Consider the following 24,087-nt stretch of genomic DNA (forward strand, 5'->3'; position numbering starts at 1 on the left):
ACCTTTTCAATTCTTGCCTTTTATGTCGCGCAACGCGGTACGACGATTCAAGTCGATCACGGTAACCATGTTTGCGACGACCGCGGCGGCATCAGTCGGTGATTCGTGCGACCAAAATCGGAGAACCGTCCAGCCGAGGGAGCGCAGCCGTTCGTTCGTGTCTGCGTCCCGCAACCGATTCATCTCGATCTTCTGCCGCCAAAACTCTGCATTACGTTTCGGCCACGAAGCATGTTCGGGGCAACCGTGCCAAAAACAACCATCAACGAAAATTGCGATCTTCCGCCCCGGAAATGCAATATCGGCAACACGGCGAGGCTTCTTCAGAACCTCGTAATCGATCCTGTACCGCAAACCGATTCGATATAGCTCCCGCCGTAAGGCGACTTCGGCATCTGTACCCTTCTGCCTGATTTTCGCCATGCGGCGACTGGCTTCGGGCGAAGAAGGCGAAATTTTCGGCATTGCGGAGCGTCAATCGACCATCATTACTCAATCTCGACCGACGCAAGATGCTGATGAATGCTCCGTGCGATGGCTCGACCAAGATCGACCGGAACCGCATTTCCGATGAGCCTCCCGAGAACCGTGAAACTCGCTTCACCGTCTTCCGGTATGAAAGCATAGTTGCGAGGGAAGCTCTGCAAAATCGCAGCCTCCCGCAAAGAGATCGCACGATCCTGCTCCGGATGACCAAATCGGCCATTGCCAAACCCATAACACTGGGTCGTCATCGTCGGTGCTGGCTTATTCCACTCCATCCGTCCATAGACACCGGCATAGGTACGTCCACTGTCGGCGCGATGACAATTAGCAACCAGTTCTTTCGGCCAGTCTCGCCAAGTACCACCGGGTTTTGATGCCCTGATTCGTTTGAGATTCATGCCAGACAGCGATGACGCGACGTGAAGCTTGTCACGCGGCGCAGACTCGCCGGCCCGGAGAGGCCGCAAGTGGCCGATGGCTTGCTTGACGGTTTTCGCCTTTTGCTGCGTAGGTGGAATCAACGTGATGTCCCCATGCTTAGATGCAAGCAACACCATTCGCTTTCGCATTTGTGGGACGCCATAGCGAGAACTGTCAACAACATCGAACCAAACCTTATATTCGAGTCGTTTCAGCGTATCGACGAAATCGTGAAATACCTTGTGTTTTGCAACGCTCGGCACATTTTCCATCGTAATGATGTCCGGCATCGTGCCTTTCGCAAGTCGCGCGAATTGATACAACAGGCCCCACTTTCCGTCAGGACCATCCAACTCGTAACGTTGAGCATAGGTAGAGAATGGCTGACAGGGGGCACAGCCTGCCAAGACCGATATATCGGCATCACCGAATAGGTCACTTAGCTCATCAACCGTCACCTTGCCTACGTCACGCTCGATGAATTTTGCCTGTCCGTTGTTCTTTTCATAAGGGAAGCGGCAGGCCGGATCAAGATCGATACCAGCAATAACTGGCAGCCGCTCCAGAATGAAGCCATGCGTCAACCCGCCCGCGCCGCAGAATAGATCGACACAAGCAATCTTCGTCACGTCACATCCCCCGTTCTCATTTCCATTGCCGACTGAGATGGTCAAAACCAATCGGAGCCAAGCAGCTCAGTCGAGATCCGCGGCACCGCCCGATCGCACCCACTGATCGACCTCGTCAGATTTGAATTTCCAAAACCGCCCAACACGGTGAGCAGGCATGTGCCGCCTGCCGATCCATGCGTACACGGTGTCCTTGCTTACCCCAAGGTATTCGGCGATCTCCTCGACCGATAACCAGCGACCAGGCATAACGTTGTCTTCCATCGCGAAGAAGGCGCACCAACCGGCAATCGTGGAATGATCGCACGGATACATGCCATTGGGAATCTTACAGAGCCAATTTCACCTGAATAAGGCCAGTTTGATCCGATTTGGCGTGGTTACGTGCAACCTGCCTTGCCGACCGTCCCGGATTCGATTGAAAGCGTTTTCAGACACATATCACCTCCTCGAGCATGGCCAGCTACTGGTCGCTCCGTCCGAACAATTCCGCTAGGACGAATCTGTCTCAAGGAGACCAGTGATGCTCCCCATCTCCCCGCTTGAGTACCTGATCGCCTTCGCATTCGCCTATCTCTGCGGCGTGCTGTGGTCGATCTGCTTCTGCAAATATGTCGGAAAGGTCCGGAGCGAGGCCATGTGTCATGCATGACCGCCCCCCACTTTTTCCGTTCGATGACGAGGACGACGAAGCCCCCGCATGGGAATCGGCGTTGAGCCGGCTTCGCCAGACGCCCTCACCACCCGAGCAGGACGAGGACGAATCGCCGCGCTTCCGTCCAGGCAAATGCGATCTGGTCTGGCCGTGTCCGTCATGCGACTCATTTCGCACCGAGCAACGCCACGTCGCACTACGCATCTGTAGCGCCATCGGTGCCGCGGCAGGCGCTACGAGCGGCGCCGCTGCTGTGCTATCAGGCGCAGAGACCGGCGCTGCCGTCGGCGCGCTCAGCGGTCCGATCGGAGCGATGTGCGGCGGTCTCGCGGGTGCCATCCTCGCCGGACTGGTGGCCGGCGGCGCCGGCTGCGCCACCGGTGCCGCATTGGGCGAAGCCCTTGACCTCAAGGTCCTCGACAACTGGCGGTGCCTTGCCTGCGGTCGCACCTTTACCGTCCGCCCTGGCTAACCCGCCCTGCCTTTTCTTTCCCTACATCAGCCTCTCGGAGCCCGGCCTTGTGCTGGGCTCTATGCCTTTGTTTTTTCTCAACAGGAGTTCGACATGCATTTGATCAATTCGATGGCCTACGTAGGAGCCGAACCGTGGCATGGTCTCGGCAACCGTCTGACGCCGAACCAACCAATCGAAGTCTGGGCCGATCGCGCCGGCATGAACTGGACGATCGAATCGTCCGAGGTACGTTTCGTGACGGGCTCCGCTGGCATCGGCGCGATTCACGCGTTCCCCGATCAGAAGGTCCTCTATCGCTCCGACAACAAGGCCCCGCTGTCTGTCGTGTCCACCCGCTACCAGGTTGTCCAACCCAGAGAGATATTGGAGTTTTATCGAGACCTGACCGAGATCGGCGGCTTCGAACTCGAGACTGCCGGTGTGCTGAAGGAAGGTCGCAAGCTTTGGGCGCTCGCTAAGACCGGGCATTCCGGCTTGCTCAAGGGTAAGGATAAGATTGGCGGCTACTTGCTGCTCGCCACCGCGTGCGACGGCACACTAGCCACGACCGCGCAGTTCACATCGGTCCGTGTCGTGTGCAACAACACGCTGCAAATCGCATTGGGAGACAGTACTGGCGTCGTCAAGGTGCCGCACCGTTCGCAATTCGATGCTGCTGCCGTCAAGCGCCAACTAGGTATCGCAGTTTCGTCCTGGGATGCGTTCATGGCACGGACCAAAGCGCTGGCAGATCGCAAGATCACCGACTCCACGGCCGAGGCGTTCCTGCGGCGCGTGCTGACCTACTCGACCGCCAGTCTTCCCGATCGTGAAACGGTCTCCGTCAACGAACGCGCGATCAAGGCGGTCGGCCAGCTCTACATGGGGCGCGGCAAGGGAGCGGATCTGGCGTCGGCTTCGGGCACGGCATGGGGTCTGTTGAACGCCGTGACGGAATACGTCGACCACCACCGCCGAGCACGTACCGACGACCACCGGCTCGACGCCGCCTGGTTCGGCGCAGGAGCAATGCTCAAACAGAAGGCATGGGACGAGGCCATGAAGCTTGTCGCGTAACCCTGCTTTTCCTCGCCCGTACTCCCTCACCATCGGCCCGGTCAGGTTCGCCTGCCGGGCCGCTTTGTTTCCGGAGGTTACATGAGTGCCCCTCACCCTCAACCGCCTCGCGCACGAAAACCCGCTCTGAAACTCGTCAAGACGCTGGAACTCAGTCGCGACGACTGGCTCGCGGTGCGCCGTACCGGCATCGGCGGCTCCGATGCCGCCGCCGCGGTCGGTCTCAATCCGTACATGAGTCCGCTCGAATTGTGGCTCGACAAGGCCGGCCGCGCTGATGGTCTACCCCGTCCCGATCTGGCCGATACAACGTCCCCGACGTATTGGGGAACGTTACTGGAGCCGATCGTCGCAGCCGTCTACACCCAGCAGACCGGCAACAAGGTCCGCAAGGTCAACGCCGTGTTACGACATCCTTCGATTCCGTTCATGTTAGCGAACATCGATCGTGAGGTTGTCGGCGCGCGCGACGTGCAGATTCTGGAATGCAAGACGGCTGGCGAATTCGGCGCACGGCTCTGGCGAGACGGCGTGCCCGAATATGTCCAGCTTCAGGTCCAGCATCAGTTGGCCGTCACCGGCAAGACGGCAGCGCATGTCGCCGTGCTGTTGTGCGGTCAAGCGCTCGAAGTGCATCGGATCGAGCGAGACGACGCGCTGATCGGGCGACTCGTCGAGCTGGAGGCCATGTTCTGGCTTTATGTCGAGACCGACACGCCGCCGCCCGCCGATGGATCGGAATCGGCGGATCGCGCACTACGCCACCTGTACCCAGGTCACGGAGGCACCGTCGATTTCACGGACGACCGGCACCTGTCATCTGTGTTCGCCGACCTCGTTGCAGTACGGGCGGAGATCGAATCACGTCAAGCCATCGAGGCACGGCTGAAGCAAGCGATCCAGCAGGCGATCGGCGACGCCGCGCAAGCCATCTTCGAGACCGGCGAAGTGTCGTTCAAGCGCAGCAAGGATTCATCGACTGTCGACCTGAAAAGGCTGCTGGCCGAGCGCCCCGAGCTCGAAGCGCAATACGCAGTCTCCAAGCCCGGTTTACGCCGCTTCCTCGTTTCCTCCTGATCGCCCCGCCCCCCCTCTTTCCATCCTTATCCAAGGAGAATTCACCATGCTCAAAGGACTTTCCATCACGCCGCCAGTCGTGGGCCGGATTTCGATCGGACGCGTCGTCGAGAAGAATGGCAAGCGGTTGCCCGAAAAAGACGATCAGTTCACCCTCACGACACAAATCCAGCAGCGGGGCGAATGGATGCTCCACCCGCTCAATGAAACGCTACGCAAAGCCACGTCTGGTAAGCTCCGTGCGATTCCCGTCCGGCTGCTCTTCAACGATCCGGACCTCAACCTGCGGGCCGAATACAGCCTCTTCGACCGCGATACTGGGCGACCGGTCTGTGTCGGTAACGGAGAAACTTGCCGGCGAGTCGGTCACGATGGCAACGGGATCGAGAATCTTCCGTGCCCGTCGCCTGATGGATGCGCGCTTGGACAGAGCGGTGGTTGCAAACCTTACGGCCGGCTCAACGTCCTAATCGGCGACGAGGACGAGATGGGTTCGTTCATTTTCCGCACCACATCGTACAACTCGATCCGCGCGCTCGCGGCCAGGATGCACTACTTCCGAGCCCTGTCCGGTAACGTGCTCGCGTGCCTGCCGCTCGAACTGAAGCTGCGCGGGAAGTCGACCACGCAGAGCTATCGGTCAGCCATCTACTACGTCGACCTCTGTGTGCGATCGGGCAGCACGCTGGAGGAATCGCTCATACAGGCGAAGGAGCTCGATACGCGGCGGCGAGCGGCCGGGTTCGATCAGGCGGCGCTCGACGCCGCCGCGCGGCTCGGCTTCGCGAATGGCGCGTTCGAAGACAGTCCGGATGAGCGCAACGCCGTCACCGAGGAGTTCTATCCTGACGTGGCAGGTCGTTCGGATGTCGGGAGCGGTGACGCCGCCGACACCCCCGAGACGCTCCGCGACAAGCTCGAAAGTCGGGCCGTGCTGCTCGCCAGGAAGGCAGCATGACCGCCGCGTCCCGCTCGGCGTGCGTGCTGGCAATTTCCGCAACGGCTACCGCGCTCTGCCTGTCCGTCCTGGCCGGCTGGCAACGCGGCGGCACATGGCCAGAACGGCTCATGTGGATCGCTATCGGCATGGTGCTCGTCGCAAGCGCGCACCTATTGCCGTCGCTGATCCGGGATGCGCCGCTCCGTGTACGTGCCGTGGGTGGTCTGCTATGGCTCGCCTGCCTCGCGACTACTTGCTACGGACATGCGGTGTTTTTCATGTTCGCACAGCAGCACGCCGGGGAACGGCGGGCGTTGACGATCCCGGTTACGCCACTCCCGTCGTCCACACGCGATCTCACGGTCGTCATGGCCGAGCGGGCGACCGTGACCGCGCAGCTCGCGGCAGCACATGCCCGCCACTGCGTCGGTAACTGCGCAACGCTGGATGCCCGTCGGGTCACGCTCACGGCAAGACTGGATGCGCTGAACGCGGAAGCGAGCGATGTGCGACGCGTCGAAGCTGCACGTGTTCGAGTCATGACGCAGCGCGACGCATTACTCGCCGATCCAGTCACGTCAAGACTCGCGACGATATTCGGTGCGACGACTGCTCGCCTTGATCTGCTGTCGGGATTGATGTTCGCAGCCGTACTCGAAGGCGTGGCATGCCTGTTGTGGTGGGTCGCACTCGGGTCATCGTCGGTCTCCGCTGCCGCCCCCGTGGCAACTGGCACAGCATCGTCAGACATACCGCCGATCGCGGCCGTAACGGACATGACGCGGTCAGTCGAGCCAAGCGCCAGCAGCAGTCGCGCGGAAGATCCGGATAGTCGCAACAGTGATGCTCCGGTGACCGTGCGACCGGACGCCCCCTCCCGCGACGACGAAGTGACGCGACTCGCGCGAAACATAGCTGCTGGTCTCGTGCGACCGACCGTTGCCGATATCCGTCTTCACCTCGGCTGCTCGCAGGCCAAGGCACTCGCCCTCCGACGCCGACTCGCCGAACTTGATTTGCCGGCATAAACCGGGCGTTCGCCCGGCTCCACCTTCTCTATTTTCATTTTGTTCGATCCATCCGGCGTTGCCGGAGGGACTTGCACACCCAATCGATCGGAGACTCTCATGAATTTGCCTTCGACTCACCGCGCCGGCCCGCGCTTCAAGCTGGGCCGTGTCCTCGCCACACCCGCCGCTGTGGATGTCCTGAATCAAGCACAGGTGTCGATCGTCGACCTGCTGATCCGTCACGTCCGCGGCGACTGGGGTGACTTGTCGGAATCTGACCGCCAGCAAAACGAGCTATCGGTCGAAGCCGGTCTGCGCATCGTGTCGAGCTACGTCCTGCCGAACAGCCAAACCGTCTGGGTCATCACTGAATGGAACCGCTCCGCCACGACGTTCTTGTTACCGGGTGACTACTGACATGCGGAGCCCGGAATAGCGGGGCTCAACGCCAGACTCGATGTATTCGAGCCGGAGTCAGTGCGCTAGAGCTCCACCGGTTGCCAGCAGTCTGTCGCGCTTGAGGTCGCAGTGTGTTGATGCAGGTCCTGGTCAACGCAACCGCTGGCGCTTGATCTCCGGTGGCGTCGCCGCATTTGCGCGTCGCGCACCGGTCGGCTTCAGCGACACGCCGTCCAGCGGGGCAAACAGCTCGGCCAACGTGACGTTCAGCGAATAGCAGATGTTCGCAAGTGTCTCAATGGAAGGGTTCGCGATGCCACGTTCGATCGCCGAGATGTAGGTGCGGTCGACGTGCGCCTCAAAGGCGAGCGTTTCCTGCGATTTCTCCGCTTCGTGCCGGCATGCCTTGATCCGTTTGCCGAGAGCAATCGAGATCGGGGCCGGCCGGGCGGAAGGCGAGGTTGAGCGCTTGGCAGTCATGGCGAGCAGGATGCCCGCCCGTCGACTGATTAACGACGCTGTAAACTCTTCAATTGATGTAGAGTTTATTCTTCATTTTTGCCACGGTGAGCCGATATAGCGGTCATCAGACGTATTGCCCCAGGCCCGCTCATGTTCATTTTTGAAGAGTAAACACGACAACCACTCACCAAGAACCAGGAAGGATGAAGGACAGACAACCCAAGCCCGCTCCCGGAAATCGTCTCGGGAGCGGTTTCCCTTTCCCTATCCAATCATCATGAAAAAGCTCATCCGTCTTTCCGCTACGCCCCTCATGCTTGCCACCGCCGTATCGTTTTCAGCTTGCTCGAGCGGTCCATCCGAAAACGACGCAAAAACCGCCGTCGAGGCGTCCCTTGGAAATTGCGAGTACCTTTCCATCGATCACTTCGAGAAAGTCAACGGCACCCCGCAGGGCGACGATCACTATCTCATCGACGTGAAGTACACGATCTCGATGAAACCGACTCCCGACATTAAGGCATACGCCAGCGAAAAGTATGCGCAGGAAGTCGACAACCTGAAGAAACAACTCGCGCATGCACATGACGTCGAAAATGCATGGAAGGCTGATGAACAGGCATGGACGCAGGCAAATCCCGGCCAGAACACCAGCGCATACGAGGTTGCTCACCAGGACGGCTGGGCCGAGTATCAGAACGTCATGCCGCTGCTTCTCGGCGGAGATCAACTCGTAAACAACGCACCGCGAACTGCCAAGGCGGCAATGGAACGTGCGATGCGACAAACCTGTCCGAACGTCAATTCGTCGCTGCTCGATAACCTCTTCAACGGAAACGAACCCGTCGAGAAATATGCCGACGGAATCGAGGAAACCTTCACTGGCAAGGTCGCCATGGTGAAAACGGACAACGGGTGGCAGGAAGATCGCTAACCGTGTCCGATCAGTCAGCACCTGCGCCGGCAATATGCCGGCGCAGGTGCTCCAGAACACACGGAGCTTCTTTTTTGGGGCTCAACGCGAGATTTTGGGAAGCGCCGTGCCAAGGCGCGCACCTACCTCCTCTTCCCGGTCAACATGGCAATCACCTCAAACAGTAACTGAACCGCGGCTTCCATATCGGCATATTGCTGCATTCCTTGACCTGCGAGAAACATGATGGTCGAACGGATCGATGCAAAATTTTGCGCCAGCAAAATCAGATGCACGCCATTCGGCCCACGCACACCTGATAGCCAGTTCTGAACCGTGCGTTCGCTCGCATTTGTCATGCGCGCGAGCGTCTTGACAGCATGCCGGGATGTTCCGATCTCGCGTTTCAGCGCTACTTCGATCGCTACTGCATATTCACGGGCGGTGAGTCCCCGACCCGATTCACTCGGCAAATTCTTGCGTGTTTCTCGCAACATCTTTCAGACCTCCGAAAGTATATTGGTTCAGACCGCAATGTGATTAGCGACGAAATGGCGGAAGTTGAAAAGCAGCGACTTTCCGTGGAGTGGGGGATACGGTGATTCGGCGGGTACGGAAAAATCGCGCTGTAGATGGCGACGGCCGGGAACGTGCCGCAGCCTATGTGCGTATGTCTACCGAACACCAGCAGTATTCGACGGAAAACCAGCAGGATGTGATCCTCGCGTTCGCAGCCGCGCGCGATCTTGAAATCGTCAAAATTTACGCTGATGAAGGAAAGAGCGGGCTGCGACTCGAAGGCCGTGACCAGCTGAAAGCATTGTTGCGTGACGTCGAGTCGGGGCAAGCGGACTATTCCGTTATTCTTGTATACGATGTGAGCCGCTGGGGCCGATTTCAGGACCCTGACGAAAGTGCTAGCTACGAAATTCGCTGTAAGCAGGCGGGTGTGCGCGTGCTGTACTGCGCTGAGCAGTTCGAAAACGACGGTAGCGCCGTCTCCAGCATCATCAAAAATGTGAAGCGTACGATGGCTGGTGAATACAGCCGCGAACTGAGCGTCAAGGTACATGCTGGTCAGATTCGGCTTATCCAGCTTGGTGTTCGGCAAGGTGGTCCGGCCGGCTATGGTCTGCGCCGCATGCTGATCGACCACACCGGTGCGCGTAAAGGGGAACTGAAACCCGGCGAACACAAGTCAATCCAAACCGACCGAGTGATCCTCGTACCTGGCCCGGTGGACGAAATCGATACCGTACGCTGGATATACAAAGTATTCGTGGAAGACGGGCTGACCGAATCGGAAATTGCGGTCCTGCTCAATCGCGAGGGCAAACTCACGGATCGCGGAACCGCTTGGACGCGTGGCACGGTTCACCAGATTCTGATCAACGACAAATACGTCGGCGACAATGTCTGGAATCGCACATCCTTCAAGCTCAAGGAAGAGCGGGTCAGAAATCCACCAGCAGCATGGGCACGAGCAGTAGACGCTTTCGATGCTATCGTTGACCGGCTGATTTTCAATGCTGCACGCCAGATCATCCTCGCACGCTCATACCGGCTCACCGACGAAGAAATGCTGTCGGCGTTGCGCCGTGTACTGCTGCGACACGGCTACCTCTCCGGTATTGTGATTGACGAGACGACGGACTGCCCTTCGAGCAGCGCGTTCGCGGGTCGTTTCGGCAGCCTGATTCGCACATATACCTTAATTGGCTATACGCCGGATCGGGACTACCGCTATCTCGAAATCAACCGACGTCTACGCGAACTGCATCCGGGCATCGTTTCGGATGCAATGAACGCCATGACAACAGCTGGGGCACTGGTGGAACGGAACTCGACAACCGATCTGCTGCGGGTCAACGGTGAATTCACGGTTTCGCTCGCCCTGTGTCGATGTCGCACGACCAATGCAGGCACCAATCGCTGGCTCGTCCGGTTCGACACGGCGCTAAAGCCCGACATCACGATCGCCGTGCGTATGGAACCCGACGCGCAGTCGATCCGGGACTACTACCTGCTTCCGGCCATCGACGTGTGGTCAGAACAGCTGCGCCTCGGAGACTACAACGAACAGGGCTTCGACGCTTACCGCTATGACGATCTGTCGATGCTCGTCTATCTCGGCCGCCGAGTACCGCTACATGGAGGCAGTCATGAATGGCAACCAAGAGCATGAGCCTGTGCCGCTTTCGTCGTCGGAGAAGATATTGCTGATTCCGGCTGACCGGCTACGCGTGCTTAATCCGCGCACACGCAATCCCCTGTTTTTTTCGCAACTGGTGGAGAACATCGCCGTGGTCGGGTTGAAGCGGCCGATCAGCGTGGCGCTTGGCGGGAAAGACAAGGAAGGCGACTGGTACGAGGTTCTATGCGGGCAGGGACGCCTTGAAGCCCTGAAGCACTTGGGCGAGACCATGATTCCGTGCTGTATTTTCGATGCGCCGGAAGTTGATCGATTCCTGATTTCACTGACCGAAAACATCGCGCGCCGCCGGCATACGACTGAAGAACTGCTGAGCGGCATCCAGGTACTGCGCTCCAAGGGGTACAACTCGGAGCAGATTGCCCGAAAAATCAATCTCGACCCCGATTACATCAGCAGTATCCTGCACCTGCTCAACAATGGCGAACAGCGCCTCGTGCGTGCGGTCGAGAAACGTGTTGTACCGATCTGGCTCGCCGTCGAAATCTCGCGCGCATCGAGCGAAGACGTGCAGAAAGCCCTGCTGGAGGCCTACGAACAGGGCACGCTCAAGGGTGAACAACTGCTACGCGTGCGCAAACTGATCAGCAAGCGCGAGGCACTCGGGAAAGCGTACTACCCGAAACCCAGCTCCAGCCGTGATGACAAGCCCACACCGCAGAAGCTACTGCGCATCTACAAGACGGAAGTGCGGCGGCAGCAACTCAATATCCAGAAGGCGCGTATCCAGGAAGAACGCCTGTTGCTCATTACGTCTGCTATGCGGCGCTTCCTGTCCGACGAACACTTCCGCACCCTACTGCGCGCCGAACAGATCAGCGATATTCCCGAAGTCATTGCACGTCGCATTCCAGCGGAGATGCTGCCATGAGCGCGATCAGACACGGGTTCGAGCCAACCATTATCGAGGTGGCGCTCGACCATATTCACCCGCTGGCGCCCATCCGGGCAAAGGTGCTGGAAACACCGAAGTTTCGGACGATCCTCAGTTCAATCCGCGAACTGGGTGTGATTGAGCCACTGGCCATTCATCCGTCACGAGATGGAGAAGGTCACTACGATCTGCTTGACGGTCGCCTGCGACTCGAAGCTCTGAAGCAGCTCGGGCACGCTAAGGCGCGCTGTATGGTTTCGCTCGACGATGAGGGATTCACGTTCAACCGACAGATCACCCGCATCGCCTCTGTTCAGGAACATCGCATGATCCGTGCAGCGCTTGCCAAGGGCGCGTCGGAAGAACGCATTGCCCAAGTGCTCGATATCGACGTGAAGCGCGTTCGCGAGAAAGCTCACCTACTCGATGGCATCGCACCGGAGGCAGCCCGGCTCCTAAAGGATCGACAGGTGATCCCCGCCGTATTCGGGGTGCTACGCAAGATGAAGCCATTTCGCCAGATCGAAGCCGCCGAGATGATGATTGCCGCGAACAAATTCACGAAGCCCTATGCGGAAATGATTCTCGTGACCACACGCTCCGATGCCCTAACGGACAAGGCCAAGCCAAAGAAGCGGGAAGAAATTTCGCCCGAGGATATTTCGCGCATGGAGGCCGAGATGGAGCGCCTGCAACAGGACAGCATGGCCGTGGAAGATACCATCGGCGACACGATGTTATCGCTCGTCGTGGCCAAGGGGTTCATCTCTCGCTTGCTGCGCAACGAGAACATCCACGGTCATCTGAAGCGCTACCACGAAGATCTACTGTCCAGCGTGGTGACGACGATCGAAGCGATTGCCGCAGACAATCGGGCGTCCGAGCGGGAATAGATCAGGCAGCGACGATAGCCCCTCCGATCGCCGCGTAGTGGATACCGCAACAGCCACGCCTATGCATTGACGCACCCCGAAGTGGGTGCATCGATTTCTTCCGAGCGTTGCTCCCTTCGATAGAGCCAGTTAGCGGAAACGCCACAGCCGAAAGCAACTCCACGAAACCGCGATCATGAAGAAGCAGGTAACGCACCGCAATGGAAACGTTACCCGCCAGACGGCAACGGCTACGACACGGAAATTTACCCGCGACGCGAAGTATCGGACGATTGACCATTCCGCAACGCGCTGGCTGCCTGCGCCTTTGCTTCCTTGCGCAACTTCGACAGCATGCTCTTCAACGCCCCCTCCTTGAACTCGATTTCCGTTTTCTCCGTCAGATGCGCAGCGATATCCGCATACGACACGCCGCTGTCGTGCATCTGGTCGACCACTTCCAACAGCTCTCGCAGCACGGCGATCTTGGACGGCAGGCGAGTCGGTTGCAGTTGACGCAGACTCCCCTTCAGCGCCTCAATGTCGATCGAGCCGATACTTCTTTTGTTACGGTTGAACTCTTCACTCATACTCATCATTGAACCTCGTAAAAAAATAGTCGTGCGATTGCCGAGTAGACATCCATCAGACGCCAGGAGGCCGCCCGTACACTGAAAACCCGGAACCACGGCATCGAGCGACAACCTGGATCTCTCTTAGCGCAGAGCCTTTCCCGGCAAGGCGAGGAACCAATTCCGATATCACGTTCAACAGCCCTCGCGTACCAGATTGAGCCGATCGTCTCGCCCCGACCGTCTTCGATGACATGCGTCACTCCCTCGAGCGCTTGCGACCGATCCCCTTCGGTTGCGGAAGACGCCCCGTGCCGAACAGCTTGCACTTGACCGACGGCTTCGCGTACACGAGCTGATCCTCCTTCGCGAGATATGCCAGGCACTTCAGCAACCGAGCTCGCTTATCGTGATCGTGGTAGTCCGTCGGGCCGAGCACGTAATCGGGATAGCGGTTGCGGTTGCAGTTGTGAGCGTAGCCGCGACCCTCCGTGATCACGTCGTGCCAGTAGTCGCAGATCTGCTGCGCGAGCCACTCGTGCTGCTGAACCTTCGAGCCGTCGAAGAACAATGCGCAATGCAGGTGATACCCGCCTACTCGGGCGTATTCGATGCGCCAGACGTGCCCGACCATGTGCTGAAACAGCGACGGCTTGCCGCGCATGTTCAAGAACAGCCTATCGCGATCTCGCATTACTTCTTCGATACCGACACGCGCCAGAGCGCTACCGAACACTTCTTCGTCGTTACACGAGCGGTACGCCGCGGTGTCCTTTGCAGCAGCATCCTCTACCTGTTCGATCACCTGCTTAACCTCGGCTGGGTCGATGATCGCCGCGTGATGGTAGAAGTCCACCCGCACCGTCACGATTCGCGCATAAGTGTCGAACAATGCGTTCACGTACTGTTTCAAGCGCTCGAGGTTGGTTTCCGATCGGCGGTCCCAGTCGTCCAGTTTCTTTCGGGTACCACGCTGCTCTGCTTCCTTCCGGTAAGCGCTTCGAAACGCTTCCATCACTTCGCCCTCAAGACGGTCCCCATCGAAGTGCTGCCACGGATTCACGCAAGCGCAGCAGCTGATCGGGTGCACGCGGTAAAGCTCGAAAAACAGCCCGATGTGCGGCGGGTACGTCAACGCGCTCGAATAGATCATTGCAGCGTTGCGTACCGCGACGAAGTAGTCCGCCAACTTCGACGCCTTCTTCATGCGCTTCCAGCGACCTTCGTAACGAACCGTGAAGGACGGGGTGTCGTCCTTCAGAATCATGCGCAGGAACGCGTCAAGCATCAGCAAGGCATCGTGCGAGTTCGGCAACAATGCCGTCGTACCGTCTTTTAGTATCAACGTGTTCAGCCGTCGATCCAGTCGCACTGCATCGCTGATGTTGGTGTCGCGTTCACCATCGGTCAGGTTGTTATCAATATCTGCTTTACTCGTATATCCGATTGGTATACCAACAGTACCAATGCCAATGCTGCGATCCGCACCGTTGGCCTCATCATCTCTATACATTCGTTATCCTTATTTAATTATTGATACTTCTATATCTCATTAAAAACCAGAACTACCCGACCGAAGAATGCCCCCTACAACGGGACAGATGCTTCAATCACATCTGTCATGACGACGTGAACCGTTATTGAGCTGGTATGCAGAAACGTCCCGCTGAGATTGAGCGTCAGGTTCGCGTCATAAAGTCCGCAGGCAAGCCTGCGGACGTTCAAGGTCAACCCCGGAAGTGGATGAGCGGGTATTGTTCCGGCGCCAACACTACCCACGTCCTGTTGCGGTACTTGACGTAGCTGGCGTAGCCCACGTTGCAAAGGAAATCGAACGCGCGTTTCGCCTGGCTCGCGCTAAGACCGATGTTCGGTGCGGTATCCACCAGCCCGCGCAACTCGAACTCACGCTGATGCGTATCCTTGACCACTGCAGTCAGGCAAACATGCAGCGTCTGCGCGTGCAGTTCGGTCGCAGAGACTTTCGGCTTCGGCAGGAAGCGATGCTTGTAGTGCTCCGTGTGCCACTTCACGATGCGCGCTGCACGCTCCATGGTTTCACCACTGACGTCGCCCGGCATTTGTTCGAACATATGCATGCCGACCGCGAGCTTCACCGCGTTTTCCATCTGGCGCAGACCATGCTCGGGCAGTTCCACGAGATCGCCGCGCGACATGCCGCGGCGCTGGTACTCGTTATGCAGCGACGCAGCGCAGCGTTTCGCGTGCGACGTGCTGCGGGTCACGTGCCGCTTGGTGACGCCGTGCTTGGCCCGGAAAATCGCCTCGCCCAGAAAGCCCATTACCTGATCGCGCCAGACGTCGAGCTTCGGCGGCGCCGGCAGATTGTCCACGTCCATGAAACGCGGTGCGCTTGCGGGAACCTGAACCATCAAGCCGCGCGGCGCGAAACCACTCTGGCGGAAGATCCGGCCATGACGCACATCGAACGCAGACGTCACTTCCGGCTGCACCGAGATCAGAATGCTGCCGCGCGGGTCGGCGATCGTCTTCGTGCCGGTCGTTCTGCGAGCGATAACCTGCGTATGACCGTCGATCACGTGGATGTACGCCGACACGCTGCGACGGAACCATGATGCCGTCAGCAATTGGCCCTCGTCGTCGGACACGCCGATCGAGCGACACTGCATGAACTGATCGGCGATACTTTCGGGCGTCAGATCCGTCAGCAGTTTCGTCGCGTAGATCGGCTCGCCGCTGTGGGGTTTCATGGTGGCGGAGCTGACGGACAAGCCCCACGACGGCGCCCCGGCCTCATACTGCAGCATGGCCTGCGCGTCGTTCGCGTCGCACGCCAACTGGCAATCGATGAACGGCTGCTCCAGTGCTTCGCGCGGAGCAGTCTTGCCCGAACCGGAAACGGCATTGATATAGACGAAGCTGTTGGTCGGAACGATGCCGCCATGAGGCATTTCACCGTCGACCAGCGGTTGCGCGCACAGCTGCGTGTAGTGCGAAATCAACGCGCTGATGATCGCGGGATGCCCGCCACCGCGGATTAGTTCGTCCGCCGTGGAGCGCATCTTCGGCGGCAAAGCGTCGAGCGGGACGTCCGTCAGTTGAGGGAACATGCTATCGGTGCGATTCCAATTCATCACGCCCCCCTTACCGCGTGACGCCGCGCGATGCGGCGCGCGACGCGATCCATGCATCGACCTCGGACTCGAGCCAGCCAACCGTGCGAGCGGTCAGGTTGATCTTCGCCGGGAAGGTCGGATCGGTGGACATCAACACGTACAGCGTCGCACGCGACAACCCCATGCGCTCAGACATCTGTTTCATGCGCAGGATGCGCAATGCCTTTTCGAGCTGGCGCACCATCGAGCTAGCGCTATCGGATGCGCTATAGTGCGTCGGATTGGGCTCCTCGGGTGCAACCGTTTGATTTTTGTTCAGCATCGGAATCTCCTTTCAAGTGGATGCCGATGCATGTTCGCGGATCTTCCCAGACAGCAACAGGCGCTGCTTTGCGTAAAAAAATACTGCGTGCCACATCCAAGCACTTGCGATAAGCAGCCGGCGCCCGTTGTAGCTGAGAGCAGATTCCAGGCATACGGCCACAATGCTGCCGCTGGCTAAGTTGCTGACTGGCTATAGCGAAGCAGCAGTGCGTATCACAATGAGAAACACAGATGAAGAACTCCGAAGCTACTTCCCCACAGACCATTGAGACCATCGCCCGGATCAGATCCTCGCAACGGATGAAGCAATCAATGTGCTTTCAACAAAAGGAAGTGCTCGTGTCCGACCTCGAACATGAGATCGATCGCACGCGCGACTGCCTAAGCTGGCCGTTCGAAAACGTAGGCAAACCGTTCGCTGCATACTTGGACCGCGTCACGGCATTCGATCGGCTTCCCGATCCGATTGATAGCGTCACATCAGCCCACATGGGCCAACAACGGAGGGCGCTCGTCGAAAGCTATCCTGAGCCACCTCAATGTTGCTCGGACCTCGAATATCGCTCGCACCTGCTGGAGGCCTGCCTGAATCTGACGCGGGGGGAAAATGCATGGAAACAAGGCCACCCAGAAGAAGCTTGGTTCTTCGTCTCCGAGGCAAAAAATTGTCTCGGGCGGGCAGACGGCTACTACCAGGTCATGGCGGACCAAAATATAAAAACGTCGCGGGCTGCACGTGGGGGTCACCAGAAAGCCCAGAATGCGAAGGACAAGGAGCAGCAGTTGTACATCCAGCTACTGAAAGATCTGGCGCCATTCGACGGATGGAAATCCGAGTCAGAAGCCGTCGAGAAAATTTCAAGTATAGCCATTGGCATTCTCGAAACCTTCGGCATAGCAGCTGGTGATACGTATGCGAAATTGTCTGAAATGCTCGGCAGCGATTCCAATGTAAGAACCGCATTCGAGAAAAAGCAAAAACGTGCGAGATGAGGCGAGCTGTATGGCGCTTCGCGCGCAAATCGCCTCAGTTCTCTTGCACTTGTATCTCAATCTACGAGCCCAGTTGATCCTGCCCCGGCCTTCAGCTTGTCGAGATAATCTGCCCACTTCTGCATCATCGCTCTCCGCTCCTTGATGAACTTCGTGCGGTTATATGCCTTGCCGAGCGTGTCCGGCACGGCATGAGCAAGCTGGTGCTCGATCACCTCAGGTTTTTGCTCCAGTTCCTCGTGAAGAATCGTGCGTGCCATGGCTCGAAAACCGTGGCCGGTAATTTCAGTACGGGTGTCATAGCCCAACCGGCGGAGGGCAGCATTGACCGCGGCGTCGCTCATCGGACGCTGAGACGAACGTGCTCCCGGAAAGACATAACGACCGTGACCAGTCAACGCTTGGAGCTCTCGCAAGATCTGAACAGCTTGGGTCGCAAGCGGAACCAGATGCTCGGTCGACGTCTTCGTAACGATGTATCTCCACTCACCCTTGCCAAGATCGAACTGAGCCCACTCCGCCTTGCGCAACTCGCCGGGTCGCGTGAACAACATGGGCGCGAGCTTGAGCGCGCAGAGGACAGGAAACGTGCCGGAAAACCCATCGAATGCCCGAAGCATGGCGCCAACTTTCGCCGGCTCTGTAATCGAAGCAAAGTGGGTCGTCTGCGCCGGCGGGATGGCATTGACCAGATCGCGAGCCGGATCAAACTTACAATAGCCTTCCTTGATTCCGTAGCGGAATGCGCGGCTGATCTCGCCGCGAACCTTGTGGGCTGTGAAACGAGCGCCGCGACTGTCGATCCGCTTGAGAACCGTTAAGATTTCGGGCGCATCGATTTCCGCTACCGGCCGCTTGCCTATCCACGGGAAAACATCCTTCTCGAAGCGAGCCTTGGTCTTCGCCATCGAGCCAGCTGTAACGTACGGCTTGAGTTCATCCATCCAGCCAAGAGCAACGGCTTCGAACGAATTAGTTGCGGCGAGGCGTGCAGCACGCTTATCAGCCTTCTTCGCCTCGCTGGGATCGACACCAGCGGCAAGCTTCTTTCGGGCGTCGTCACGCTTTTCGCGAGCAGCAGCTAACGACACGTCCGGGTAGACACCCAACGCAAGCCGCTTTTCCTTGCCCAGGAAACGGTATTTGAGCCGCCAGTATTTCCCGCCGGACGGCGAGACCTCGAGGTACATACCGCCGCTATCAGCAAGGCGGTACGACTTCTCGCGTGGAGCAGCTTTACGAATCGCGACGTCGGTCAACGGCATAAGGCATCTACCTTACAGCGCTAGGGGGCACTTTTCCCGGGGGCATTTGCCAGACTGCGAAGATTCCCCCGGAGGTGCCCCCACATGCCCCCGGATTCAGACGGGCATCGCTGGACAACGCTGGAATAAAAAAACCCGTGAAGCCTTATGCTATCACGGGTTTCTGGATTTCCGAGGACTACCTCGGATGGGTATTTGGTGCCGGCTGCAGGACTCGAACCCGCCACCTGATGATTACAAATCAACTGCTCTACCAGATGAGCTAAGCCGGCGTAAGCGCGAGATTCTACCTCATTTCACGATCTTGAGGCGAGGTCTGCTGCTGCCTTTCGACCCATCTCCATCGGATTTCGGCGGTTCGTCGGCGCCTTCGGAGGGTTCCTCGTTCGCGCCGCTGTCTGCGACGGGCGTCAACGTGGTCGAAGACTCGTCGCGCGACGCGCCATCGTCGGCCTGCACGGCATCGTCTTCGAATGCACCCGAATCCTCGGCCTCACCGGCCACCGCATCGACCTGGAATGCCATCCCCTGACCGTTCTCCCGCGCGTAGATCGCGAGCACGTTGGCCACCGGAATCTCGATCTTGTGCGCCTTCCCGGAGAACCGGGCAGTGAACTCGATCCACTCGTTACCCATCTGCAGCTGGCTCGTCGCCTCGAAGCTGATGTTGAGCACGATCTCGCCGTCACGCACGAACTGACGCGGCACGCGCGTCGAGTTGTCGACCCTCACCGCGATATGCGGCGTGTAACCGTTATCGGTGCACCACTCGTACAGCGCGCGCAGCAGATAAGGCTTCGTTGAAATCTCTTGCATCACAATCCTCGAACCCGGAGCGGGCACGCGGCACGCCGCGCCGCCCGCTCCGTCATGCACTCATTGCATCATCAACGACGCATGACCTTTTCGGACGGCGTCAGTGCTTCGATATAGGCCGGACGGCTGAAGATCCGTTCCGCGTACTTCATCAGCGGCGCGGCATTCTTCGACAGTTCGATACCGTAGTGATCCAGACGCCACAGCAGCGGCGCGATCGCAACGTCGAGCATCGAGAACTCTTCGCCGAGCATGTACTTGTTCTTCACGAAGATCGGCGCGAGCTGCGTCAGGCGATCGCGGATCGCGAGACGTGCCTTCTCGTGGTTCTTCTCGGCAGCCTTGCCCTTCTCGTTCTCGAGCGTGCTGACGTGAACGAACAGCTCCTTCTCGAAGTTGAGCAGGAACAGGCGCGCACGCGCACGCTGCACCGGATCAGCCGGCATCAGTTGCGGATGCGGGAAGCGCTCGTCGATGTATTCGTTGATGATGTTCGATTCGTACAGGATCAGGTCGCGCTCAACCAGAATCGGCACCTGACCGTACGGGTTCATCACCGAAATGTCTTCCGGCTTGTTGAACAGGTCGACGTCACGGATTTCGAAGTCCATGCCCTTCTCGAACAACACCAGCCGGCAACGCTGGGAGAACGGGCAAGTTGTGCCGGAATACAGAACCATCATATTTGCGTTTCCTCAAAAAAGCCGAGGGCCGGCACGCGGCGCAACCCCTTTCACGGGTTCCGCCTTGCGCCGGCCCCACGCCGGTCAGGCGTGTTTACTTGATATCTTTCCAGTACGCGGCATTGAGCCGCCAGGCCAGGAAAGTCAGGACACCGAGAAAGATCAGCACCCACACGCCGAGGCGTTTGCGGGTCTGCTGGGCTGGCTCGGCCATCCATGTCATATAGGCCACCAGGTCGGCAACCGCAGCATCATAATCCGGCGACGACAACGTCCCCGGCGTGACCTGCTGGAAGCCGACGAGCGTGTGGACCTTCTCGCCCGTCTCCTCGTCCGTCTTGTCTTCGAATTTGGCGGTGCGCTGCCCCTGCAGTTGCCACAATACGTTGGGCATGCCGACGTTCTCGAACACCGCGTTGTTCCAGCCGGTCGGCCGCGTATCGTCGCGGTAGAACCCGCGCAGATACGTATACAGCCAGTCGCGGCCGCGCGCCCGCTCCTCGACCGACAGGTCGGGTGGCGTGGTGCCGAGCCAGTTCTTCGCGTCTTCGGGCCGCATCGCAACGGACATCGTGTTCCCGACCTTGTCGGTCGTGAACAGGAGATTCGTTTCGATCTCCTTCTGGGATATGCCCAGATCCGTCAGACGGTTGTAGCGCATCAGGTTCGCGCTGTGGCAGTTCAGGCAATAGTTTACAAACAATTGCGCGCCGTGTTGAAGCGAAACGAGATTTTCCGTGTTATCGGGCGCCCGGTCGAGCGGAAAATTACCTTCCGCGCGTACGGCCGGCGCCGCCAGCAGCGCAACGGCCGTCACCCCGAGCAGCGCGAGCATCGAAAGCAGTTTCTTCATGTCGTTCTCTCCTCGCTCACGTTAATGGGGCTTGAAGCGCACCCGCTCCGGCGGCTGCTTGAACGTGCCAAGCGGCGTCCAGACGGGCATACCGAGGAAGAACGCGAAGTAGATCAGCGCGCAGCCCTGCGCAATCAGCGTCGCAGCCGGCGATGGCGGCCGTGTGCCGAGGAACGCGAGGGTCAGGAACGCCGCGACGAAGATCCCGAGGAACACCTTGTGGAACAGCGGCCGGTAGCGGATCGACTTCACCGGACTGCGGTCGAGCCACGGCAGGAAGAACAGCGTGATCACCGCCGAGCCCATCACGACGACGCCCCAGAACTTCGACTCCGTCAGGAACATGAACACGACGATCGCCGCGGCCAGCACCGGCAGCCCGGCCTTCCACTTGCCGCGCGCACGGATCAGCGCCAGCACGCCGAGCAGCGCGATCACGATCATCAGCACGATCTTGAACGGATCGGTGGTCGCGCGCAGCATCGCGTAGAACGCGGTGAAGTACCAGACCGGCGCGATCTCCGGCGGCGTCTGCAGCGGGTTCGCCGGCACGAAGTTGTTCGACTCCAGGAAGTAGCCGCCCATCTCCGGCGCGAAGAACACGATCAGCGCGAACACCATCAGGAACACGCAGACGCCGAAGAAATCGTGCACCGAGTAGTACGGATGGAACGGGATACCGTCGAGCGGAACGCCGTTCTCGTCCTTCTTCGCCTTGATCTCGATGCCATCCGGGTTATTTGACCCCACTTCATGCAGTGCAACCAGGTGCGCGATCACGAGGCCGATCAGCACGAGCGGGATCGCGATCACGTGAAACGCGAAGAACCGGTTCAGCGTGACGTCGGACACGACGTAGTCGCCACGAATCCACAGCGACAGGTCCGGGCCGACGAACGGGATCGCCGAGAACAGGTTCACGATCACCTGCGCGCCCCAGAACGACATCTGGCCCCACGGCAGCAGGTAGCCGAAGAACGCCTCGGCCATCAGGCACAGGAAGATCGCACAGCCGAAGATCCACACGAGCTCGCGCGGCTTGCGGTACGACCCGTACATCAGCCCGCGGAACATGTGCAGGTACACGACGACGAAGAACAGCGAGGCACCGGTCGAGTGCATGTAGCGAATCAGCCAGCCCCACGGCACCTCGCGCATGATGTACTCGACCGACGAGAACGCGAGCGTCGAGTCGGGCTTGTAGTTCATCGTCAGGAAGATGCCCGTGACGATCTGGTTGACGAGCACGAGTAGCGCGAGGGAGCCGAAGAAGTACCAGAAGTTGAAGTTCTTCGGCGCGTAGTACTCGGAAACGTGCTTTTTCCAGGTGGACGTGAGCGGGAAGCGCTGGTCGATCCAGCCGGTGAGACCTGTCGTGGAGACTTCTTTGTGGTCGGCAGCCATCACGCTTCTCCTTTCTCGTCCTTGCCGATCACGAGGGTCGTCGCCGACGTGAACATATAGGGCGGGATGTCGAGATTCTGAGGCGCCGGCTTGTTCTTGAACACACGGCCGGCGAGGTCGTAGGTCGAACCGTGGCACGGGCACAGGAAACCGCCCGGCCAGTCGTCCGGCAGGTTCGGCTGCGGACCTGGCGTGAAGCGTTGGCTTGGCGTGCAGCCGAGGTGCGTACACACGGCCATCACGACGAGAATGTTCTTGCGATCGGCCCGCGAGCGATATTCGTTCGCGCAATACGCGGGCAACGGCATCGAATACGGGGATTGGGTGGTCGGATCGGCGACTTCCTTGTCGGCCTTCACGACGTCGGCCAGCATGTCGTCGGTGCGGTTCAGGATCCAGACCGGCTTGCCGCGCCACGGCACGGTCACCATCTCGCCGGGTTTCAGGCCGCTGATGTCGACCTCGATCGGCGCACCGGCCGCCTTTGCTTTTGCGGACGGCGCCAGCGACGCCGCGAAAGGTATGACGGTGGCTACGCCTCCTACGCCACCTGCTACGGATGTCGCAATCAGCCAGGTACGGCGGCCGCTGTCGACGCGTTTCTCTTCCTTGTCTCGCATCACACGCCCCACTTCTGAGTTGGATTTTCCGTCACGACTTTCCATTCCGTCGCTAGTTTGCTCGAATGGAGTCGCCATTTACAAGGCCCGGAGATGAAAATCCGTTCGAAGTAGTTGATAGTTAAGGGTTTTCCCCCACTATCGAAGCGATTAAATCATTTCACTTTTAAGTGTTTGCTACATTGTGAAATTTCGATGCGCCGCCGCAAATCCGGCCGTCAGACCGGATTATGAATATCGATAAAAAGGTGTTCGATATCGAATTCTTCGGACAAGTGCGCACCGAGTGCCTGGATTCCGTAGCGTTCGGTCGCATGGTGCCCTGCCGCAACGAATGCGACGCCGCTTTCCGCTGCCGCATGCGTGACGGATTCGGATACTTCGCCGGTGAGGAACACATCGGCGCCGGCGTCGATCGCCGCGTCGAAATAGCTCTGCGCGGCGCCCGTGCACCACGCGATGCGGCGCATCTGCATGTCGCGGTCGCCGAGCACGAGCGGCGTGCGACCGAGCGTGCGCTCGACCTTCGCGACGAAGTGCTCGAGCGAGACGGGCATCGGCAGCGTCGCCATCCAGCCGAGATCGCCGTCACCGAAACGCTGCTCGCCGATCAGCCCGAGCTTCGCGCCGAGCTGCGCGTTGTTGCCGAATTCCGGATGCGCGTCGAGCGGCAGGTGGTACGCGAACAGGTTCAGGTCGTTCGCGAGCAGCAGCTTCAGGCGTTGGTACTTGCGGCCGGTGATCTGCGGCGCCTCGTTGCGCCAGAAATAGCCGTGGTGGACGAGCACCGCATCCGCCCCCCATTCGAGCGCCGCCTCGAGGAAGGCGACCGACGCCGTGACGCCGGTGGCGATCTTCTCGATCTTGCGGCGACCCTCGACCTGAAGGCCGTTCGGGCAATAGTCCTTGAAGCGCGCGGTTTCAAGGGTATTGTTCAAGTACAATTCAAGTTCGATCCGATCCATATAAACCTCTAATC

Annotated in this window: 28 protein-coding genes and 1 tRNA gene; 12 read left to right on the forward strand and 17 right to left on the reverse strand. The window is 59.1% G+C overall.

Annotated features, from left to right (window positions below; genetic code table 11):
- Nucleotides 1–6 precede the first annotated feature (6 nt).
- The 3 genes from BX604_RS05630 to BX604_RS05640 all read right to left on the reverse strand — a co-directional run bounded on the left by BX604_RS05630 (nucleotide 7) and on the right by BX604_RS05640 (nucleotide 1,850).
- Nucleotides 7–465, reverse strand: coding sequence for a very short patch repair endonuclease (locus BX604_RS05630; RefSeq protein ID WP_098549937.1), 459 nt, complete (start codon nucleotides 463–465; stop codon nucleotides 7–9).
- Nucleotides 466–488: 23 nt separating this feature from the next.
- A complete protein-coding gene (locus tag BX604_RS05635) occupies nucleotides 489–1,535 on the reverse strand; it encodes a DNA cytosine methyltransferase (RefSeq protein WP_098549938.1) in 1,047 nt (348 codons plus the stop codon).
- A 66-nt stretch (nucleotides 1,536–1,601) separates the two neighbouring features.
- Nucleotides 1,602–1,850 (reverse strand): excisionase family DNA-binding protein, encoded by a 249-nt coding sequence (locus BX604_RS05640; protein ID WP_441301358.1) that lies wholly within the window; start codon nucleotides 1,848–1,850, stop codon nucleotides 1,602–1,604.
- Nucleotides 1,851–2,058: 208 nt separating this feature from the next.
- Here BX604_RS05640 and BX604_RS39455 point away from each other — a divergent pair, with 208 nt between their 5' ends.
- The 7 genes from BX604_RS39455 (at nucleotide 2,059) to BX604_RS05670 (ending at nucleotide 7,165) form a co-directional block, all read left to right on the forward strand.
- Nucleotides 2,059–2,187, forward strand: a complete 129-nt coding sequence (locus BX604_RS39455; RefSeq protein ID WP_257146277.1) for a hypothetical protein — start codon at nucleotides 2,059–2,061, stop codon at nucleotides 2,185–2,187.
- Nucleotides 2,180–2,662: a glycine zipper family protein gene (locus tag BX604_RS05645; RefSeq protein WP_098549939.1), complete on the forward strand. Its 483-nt coding sequence runs from the start codon at nucleotides 2,180–2,182 to the stop codon at nucleotides 2,660–2,662. The genes BX604_RS39455 and BX604_RS05645 overlap by 8 nt, the downstream gene beginning before the upstream one ends.
- Before the next feature lie 93 nt (nucleotides 2,663–2,755).
- Complete coding sequence (locus BX604_RS05650) at nucleotides 2,756–3,721, forward strand: DUF932 domain-containing protein (protein WP_098549940.1); 966 nt, start codon at nucleotides 2,756–2,758, stop codon at nucleotides 3,719–3,721.
- A gap of 81 nt (nucleotides 3,722–3,802) precedes the next feature.
- Nucleotides 3,803–4,798 (forward strand): YqaJ viral recombinase family nuclease, encoded by a 996-nt coding sequence (locus BX604_RS05655; RefSeq protein WP_098549941.1) that lies wholly within the window; start codon nucleotides 3,803–3,805, stop codon nucleotides 4,796–4,798.
- 46 nt (nucleotides 4,799–4,844) lie between these two features.
- Entirely contained in the window at nucleotides 4,845–5,756 is a 912-nt protein-coding gene (locus BX604_RS05660; RefSeq protein ID WP_098549942.1) for a recombination directionality factor, read from the forward strand.
- Nucleotides 5,753–6,766 carry a hypothetical protein gene (locus BX604_RS05665; protein WP_098549943.1) on the forward strand — a complete coding sequence of 338 codons (1,014 nt, stop codon included), beginning with the start codon at nucleotides 5,753–5,755 and terminating at the stop codon, nucleotides 6,764–6,766. The genes BX604_RS05660 and BX604_RS05665 overlap by 4 nt, the downstream gene beginning before the upstream one ends.
- 99 nt (nucleotides 6,767–6,865) lie before the next feature.
- Nucleotides 6,866–7,165 carry a hypothetical protein gene (locus BX604_RS05670; RefSeq protein WP_098549944.1) on the forward strand — a complete coding sequence of 100 codons (300 nt, stop codon included), beginning with the start codon at nucleotides 6,866–6,868 and terminating at the stop codon, nucleotides 7,163–7,165.
- Nucleotides 7,166–7,297: 132 nt separating this feature from the next.
- Here BX604_RS05670 and BX604_RS05675 read toward each other — a convergent pair whose 3' ends face one another.
- On the reverse strand, nucleotides 7,298–7,627 hold the full coding sequence (locus BX604_RS05675) for a helix-turn-helix domain-containing protein (protein WP_098549945.1): 330 nt from the start codon (nucleotides 7,625–7,627) through the stop codon (nucleotides 7,298–7,300).
- Nucleotides 7,628–7,886: 259 nt separating this feature from the next.
- On the opposite strand from BX604_RS05675, the gene BX604_RS05680 reads away from it, so the two are divergent.
- Nucleotides 7,887–8,543: a hypothetical protein gene (locus tag BX604_RS05680; RefSeq protein WP_098549946.1), complete on the forward strand. Its 657-nt coding sequence runs from the start codon at nucleotides 7,887–7,889 to the stop codon at nucleotides 8,541–8,543.
- A gap of 122 nt (nucleotides 8,544–8,665) precedes the next feature.
- On the opposite strand, the gene BX604_RS05685 is transcribed toward BX604_RS05680, so the two are convergent.
- Nucleotides 8,666–9,019, reverse strand: a complete 354-nt coding sequence (locus BX604_RS05685) for a hypothetical protein (protein ID WP_098549947.1) — start codon at nucleotides 9,017–9,019, stop codon at nucleotides 8,666–8,668.
- 101 nt (nucleotides 9,020–9,120) lie between these two features.
- On the opposite strand from BX604_RS05685, the gene BX604_RS05690 reads away from it, so the two are divergent.
- The 3 genes from BX604_RS05690 to BX604_RS05700 are packed head-to-tail and all read left to right on the forward strand — an operon-like array spanning nucleotide 9,121 to nucleotide 12,501.
- On the forward strand, nucleotides 9,121–10,707 hold the full coding sequence (locus BX604_RS05690; RefSeq protein WP_098552717.1) for a recombinase family protein: 1,587 nt from the start codon (nucleotides 9,121–9,123) through the stop codon (nucleotides 10,705–10,707).
- Nucleotides 10,685–11,605, forward strand: a complete 921-nt coding sequence (locus BX604_RS05695) for a ParB/RepB/Spo0J family partition protein (protein ID WP_098552716.1) — start codon at nucleotides 10,685–10,687, stop codon at nucleotides 11,603–11,605. The genes BX604_RS05690 and BX604_RS05695 overlap by 23 nt, the downstream gene beginning before the upstream one ends.
- The gene (locus tag BX604_RS05700) at nucleotides 11,602–12,501 is read left to right on the forward strand and encodes a plasmid partitioning protein RepB C-terminal domain-containing protein (RefSeq protein WP_098549948.1); all 900 of its coding nucleotides are present in this window, start codon (nucleotides 11,602–11,604) and stop codon (nucleotides 12,499–12,501) included. Before BX604_RS05695 ends, BX604_RS05700 begins: the two co-directional genes overlap by 4 nt.
- A 245-nt stretch (nucleotides 12,502–12,746) precedes the next feature.
- On the opposite strand, the gene BX604_RS05705 is transcribed toward BX604_RS05700, so the two are convergent.
- From BX604_RS05705 to BX604_RS05720, 4 genes are all read right to left on the reverse strand, one after another.
- On the reverse strand, nucleotides 12,747–13,076 hold the full coding sequence (locus tag BX604_RS05705; RefSeq protein ID WP_143748006.1) for a hypothetical protein: 330 nt from the start codon (nucleotides 13,074–13,076) through the stop codon (nucleotides 12,747–12,749).
- A 235-nt stretch (nucleotides 13,077–13,311) separates the two neighbouring features.
- On the reverse strand, nucleotides 13,312–14,565 hold the full coding sequence (locus tag BX604_RS05710; RefSeq protein WP_098549950.1) for a YagK/YfjJ domain-containing protein: 1,254 nt from the start codon (nucleotides 14,563–14,565) through the stop codon (nucleotides 13,312–13,314).
- Nucleotides 14,566–14,779: 214 nt separating this feature from the next.
- The gene (locus tag BX604_RS05715) at nucleotides 14,780–16,144 is read right to left on the reverse strand and encodes a DUF3987 domain-containing protein (RefSeq protein ID WP_179894784.1); all 1,365 of its coding nucleotides are present in this window, start codon (nucleotides 16,142–16,144) and stop codon (nucleotides 14,780–14,782) included.
- A 34-nt stretch (nucleotides 16,145–16,178) separates the two neighbouring features.
- Complete coding sequence (locus BX604_RS05720; protein WP_257146278.1) at nucleotides 16,179–16,472, reverse strand: helix-turn-helix transcriptional regulator; 294 nt, start codon at nucleotides 16,470–16,472, stop codon at nucleotides 16,179–16,181.
- Nucleotides 16,473–16,705: 233 nt separating this feature from the next.
- Between BX604_RS05720 and BX604_RS05725 the strand changes: the two genes are divergently transcribed.
- Complete coding sequence (locus tag BX604_RS05725) at nucleotides 16,706–17,467, forward strand: hypothetical protein (RefSeq protein ID WP_098549952.1); 762 nt, start codon at nucleotides 16,706–16,708, stop codon at nucleotides 17,465–17,467.
- A gap of 56 nt (nucleotides 17,468–17,523) precedes the next feature.
- On the opposite strand, the gene BX604_RS05730 is transcribed toward BX604_RS05725, so the two are convergent.
- From BX604_RS05730 to BX604_RS05765, 8 genes are all read right to left on the reverse strand, one after another.
- Entirely contained in the window at nucleotides 17,524–18,732 is a 1,209-nt protein-coding gene (locus BX604_RS05730; RefSeq protein ID WP_098549953.1) for a tyrosine-type recombinase/integrase, read from the reverse strand.
- 196 nt (nucleotides 18,733–18,928) lie between these two features.
- Nucleotides 18,929–19,004, reverse strand: a tRNA-Thr gene (locus tag BX604_RS05735).
- Between the two features lie 19 nt (nucleotides 19,005–19,023).
- Nucleotides 19,024–19,548 (reverse strand): ClpXP protease specificity-enhancing factor, encoded by a 525-nt coding sequence (locus tag BX604_RS05740; RefSeq protein WP_098549954.1) that lies wholly within the window; start codon nucleotides 19,546–19,548, stop codon nucleotides 19,024–19,026.
- 71 nt (nucleotides 19,549–19,619) lie between these two features.
- Complete coding sequence (locus BX604_RS05745; protein ID WP_006400565.1) at nucleotides 19,620–20,231, reverse strand: glutathione S-transferase N-terminal domain-containing protein; 612 nt, start codon at nucleotides 20,229–20,231, stop codon at nucleotides 19,620–19,622.
- 94 nt (nucleotides 20,232–20,325) lie between these two features.
- Complete coding sequence (locus tag BX604_RS05750; protein WP_098549955.1) at nucleotides 20,326–21,084, reverse strand: cytochrome c1; 759 nt, start codon at nucleotides 21,082–21,084, stop codon at nucleotides 20,326–20,328.
- A 21-nt stretch (nucleotides 21,085–21,105) separates the two neighbouring features.
- A complete protein-coding gene (locus BX604_RS05755; protein WP_098549956.1) occupies nucleotides 21,106–22,488 on the reverse strand; it encodes a cytochrome b in 1,383 nt (460 codons plus the stop codon).
- A complete protein-coding gene (gene petA, locus BX604_RS05760; protein ID WP_098549957.1) occupies nucleotides 22,488–23,108 on the reverse strand; it encodes a ubiquinol-cytochrome c reductase iron-sulfur subunit in 621 nt (206 codons plus the stop codon). The genes BX604_RS05755 and petA overlap by 1 nt, the downstream gene beginning before the upstream one ends.
- A gap of 218 nt (nucleotides 23,109–23,326) precedes the next feature.
- Nucleotides 23,327–24,073 carry a Nif3-like dinuclear metal center hexameric protein gene (locus BX604_RS05765; RefSeq protein ID WP_098549958.1) on the reverse strand — a complete coding sequence of 249 codons (747 nt, stop codon included), beginning with the start codon at nucleotides 24,071–24,073 and terminating at the stop codon, nucleotides 23,327–23,329.
- Nucleotides 24,074–24,087 lie beyond the last annotated feature (14 nt).

Source organism: Burkholderia sp. JKS000303 (assembly GCF_002563755.1).
GTDB classification, from domain to species: Bacteria; Pseudomonadota; Gammaproteobacteria; order Burkholderiales; family Burkholderiaceae; genus Burkholderia; species Burkholderia anthina_B.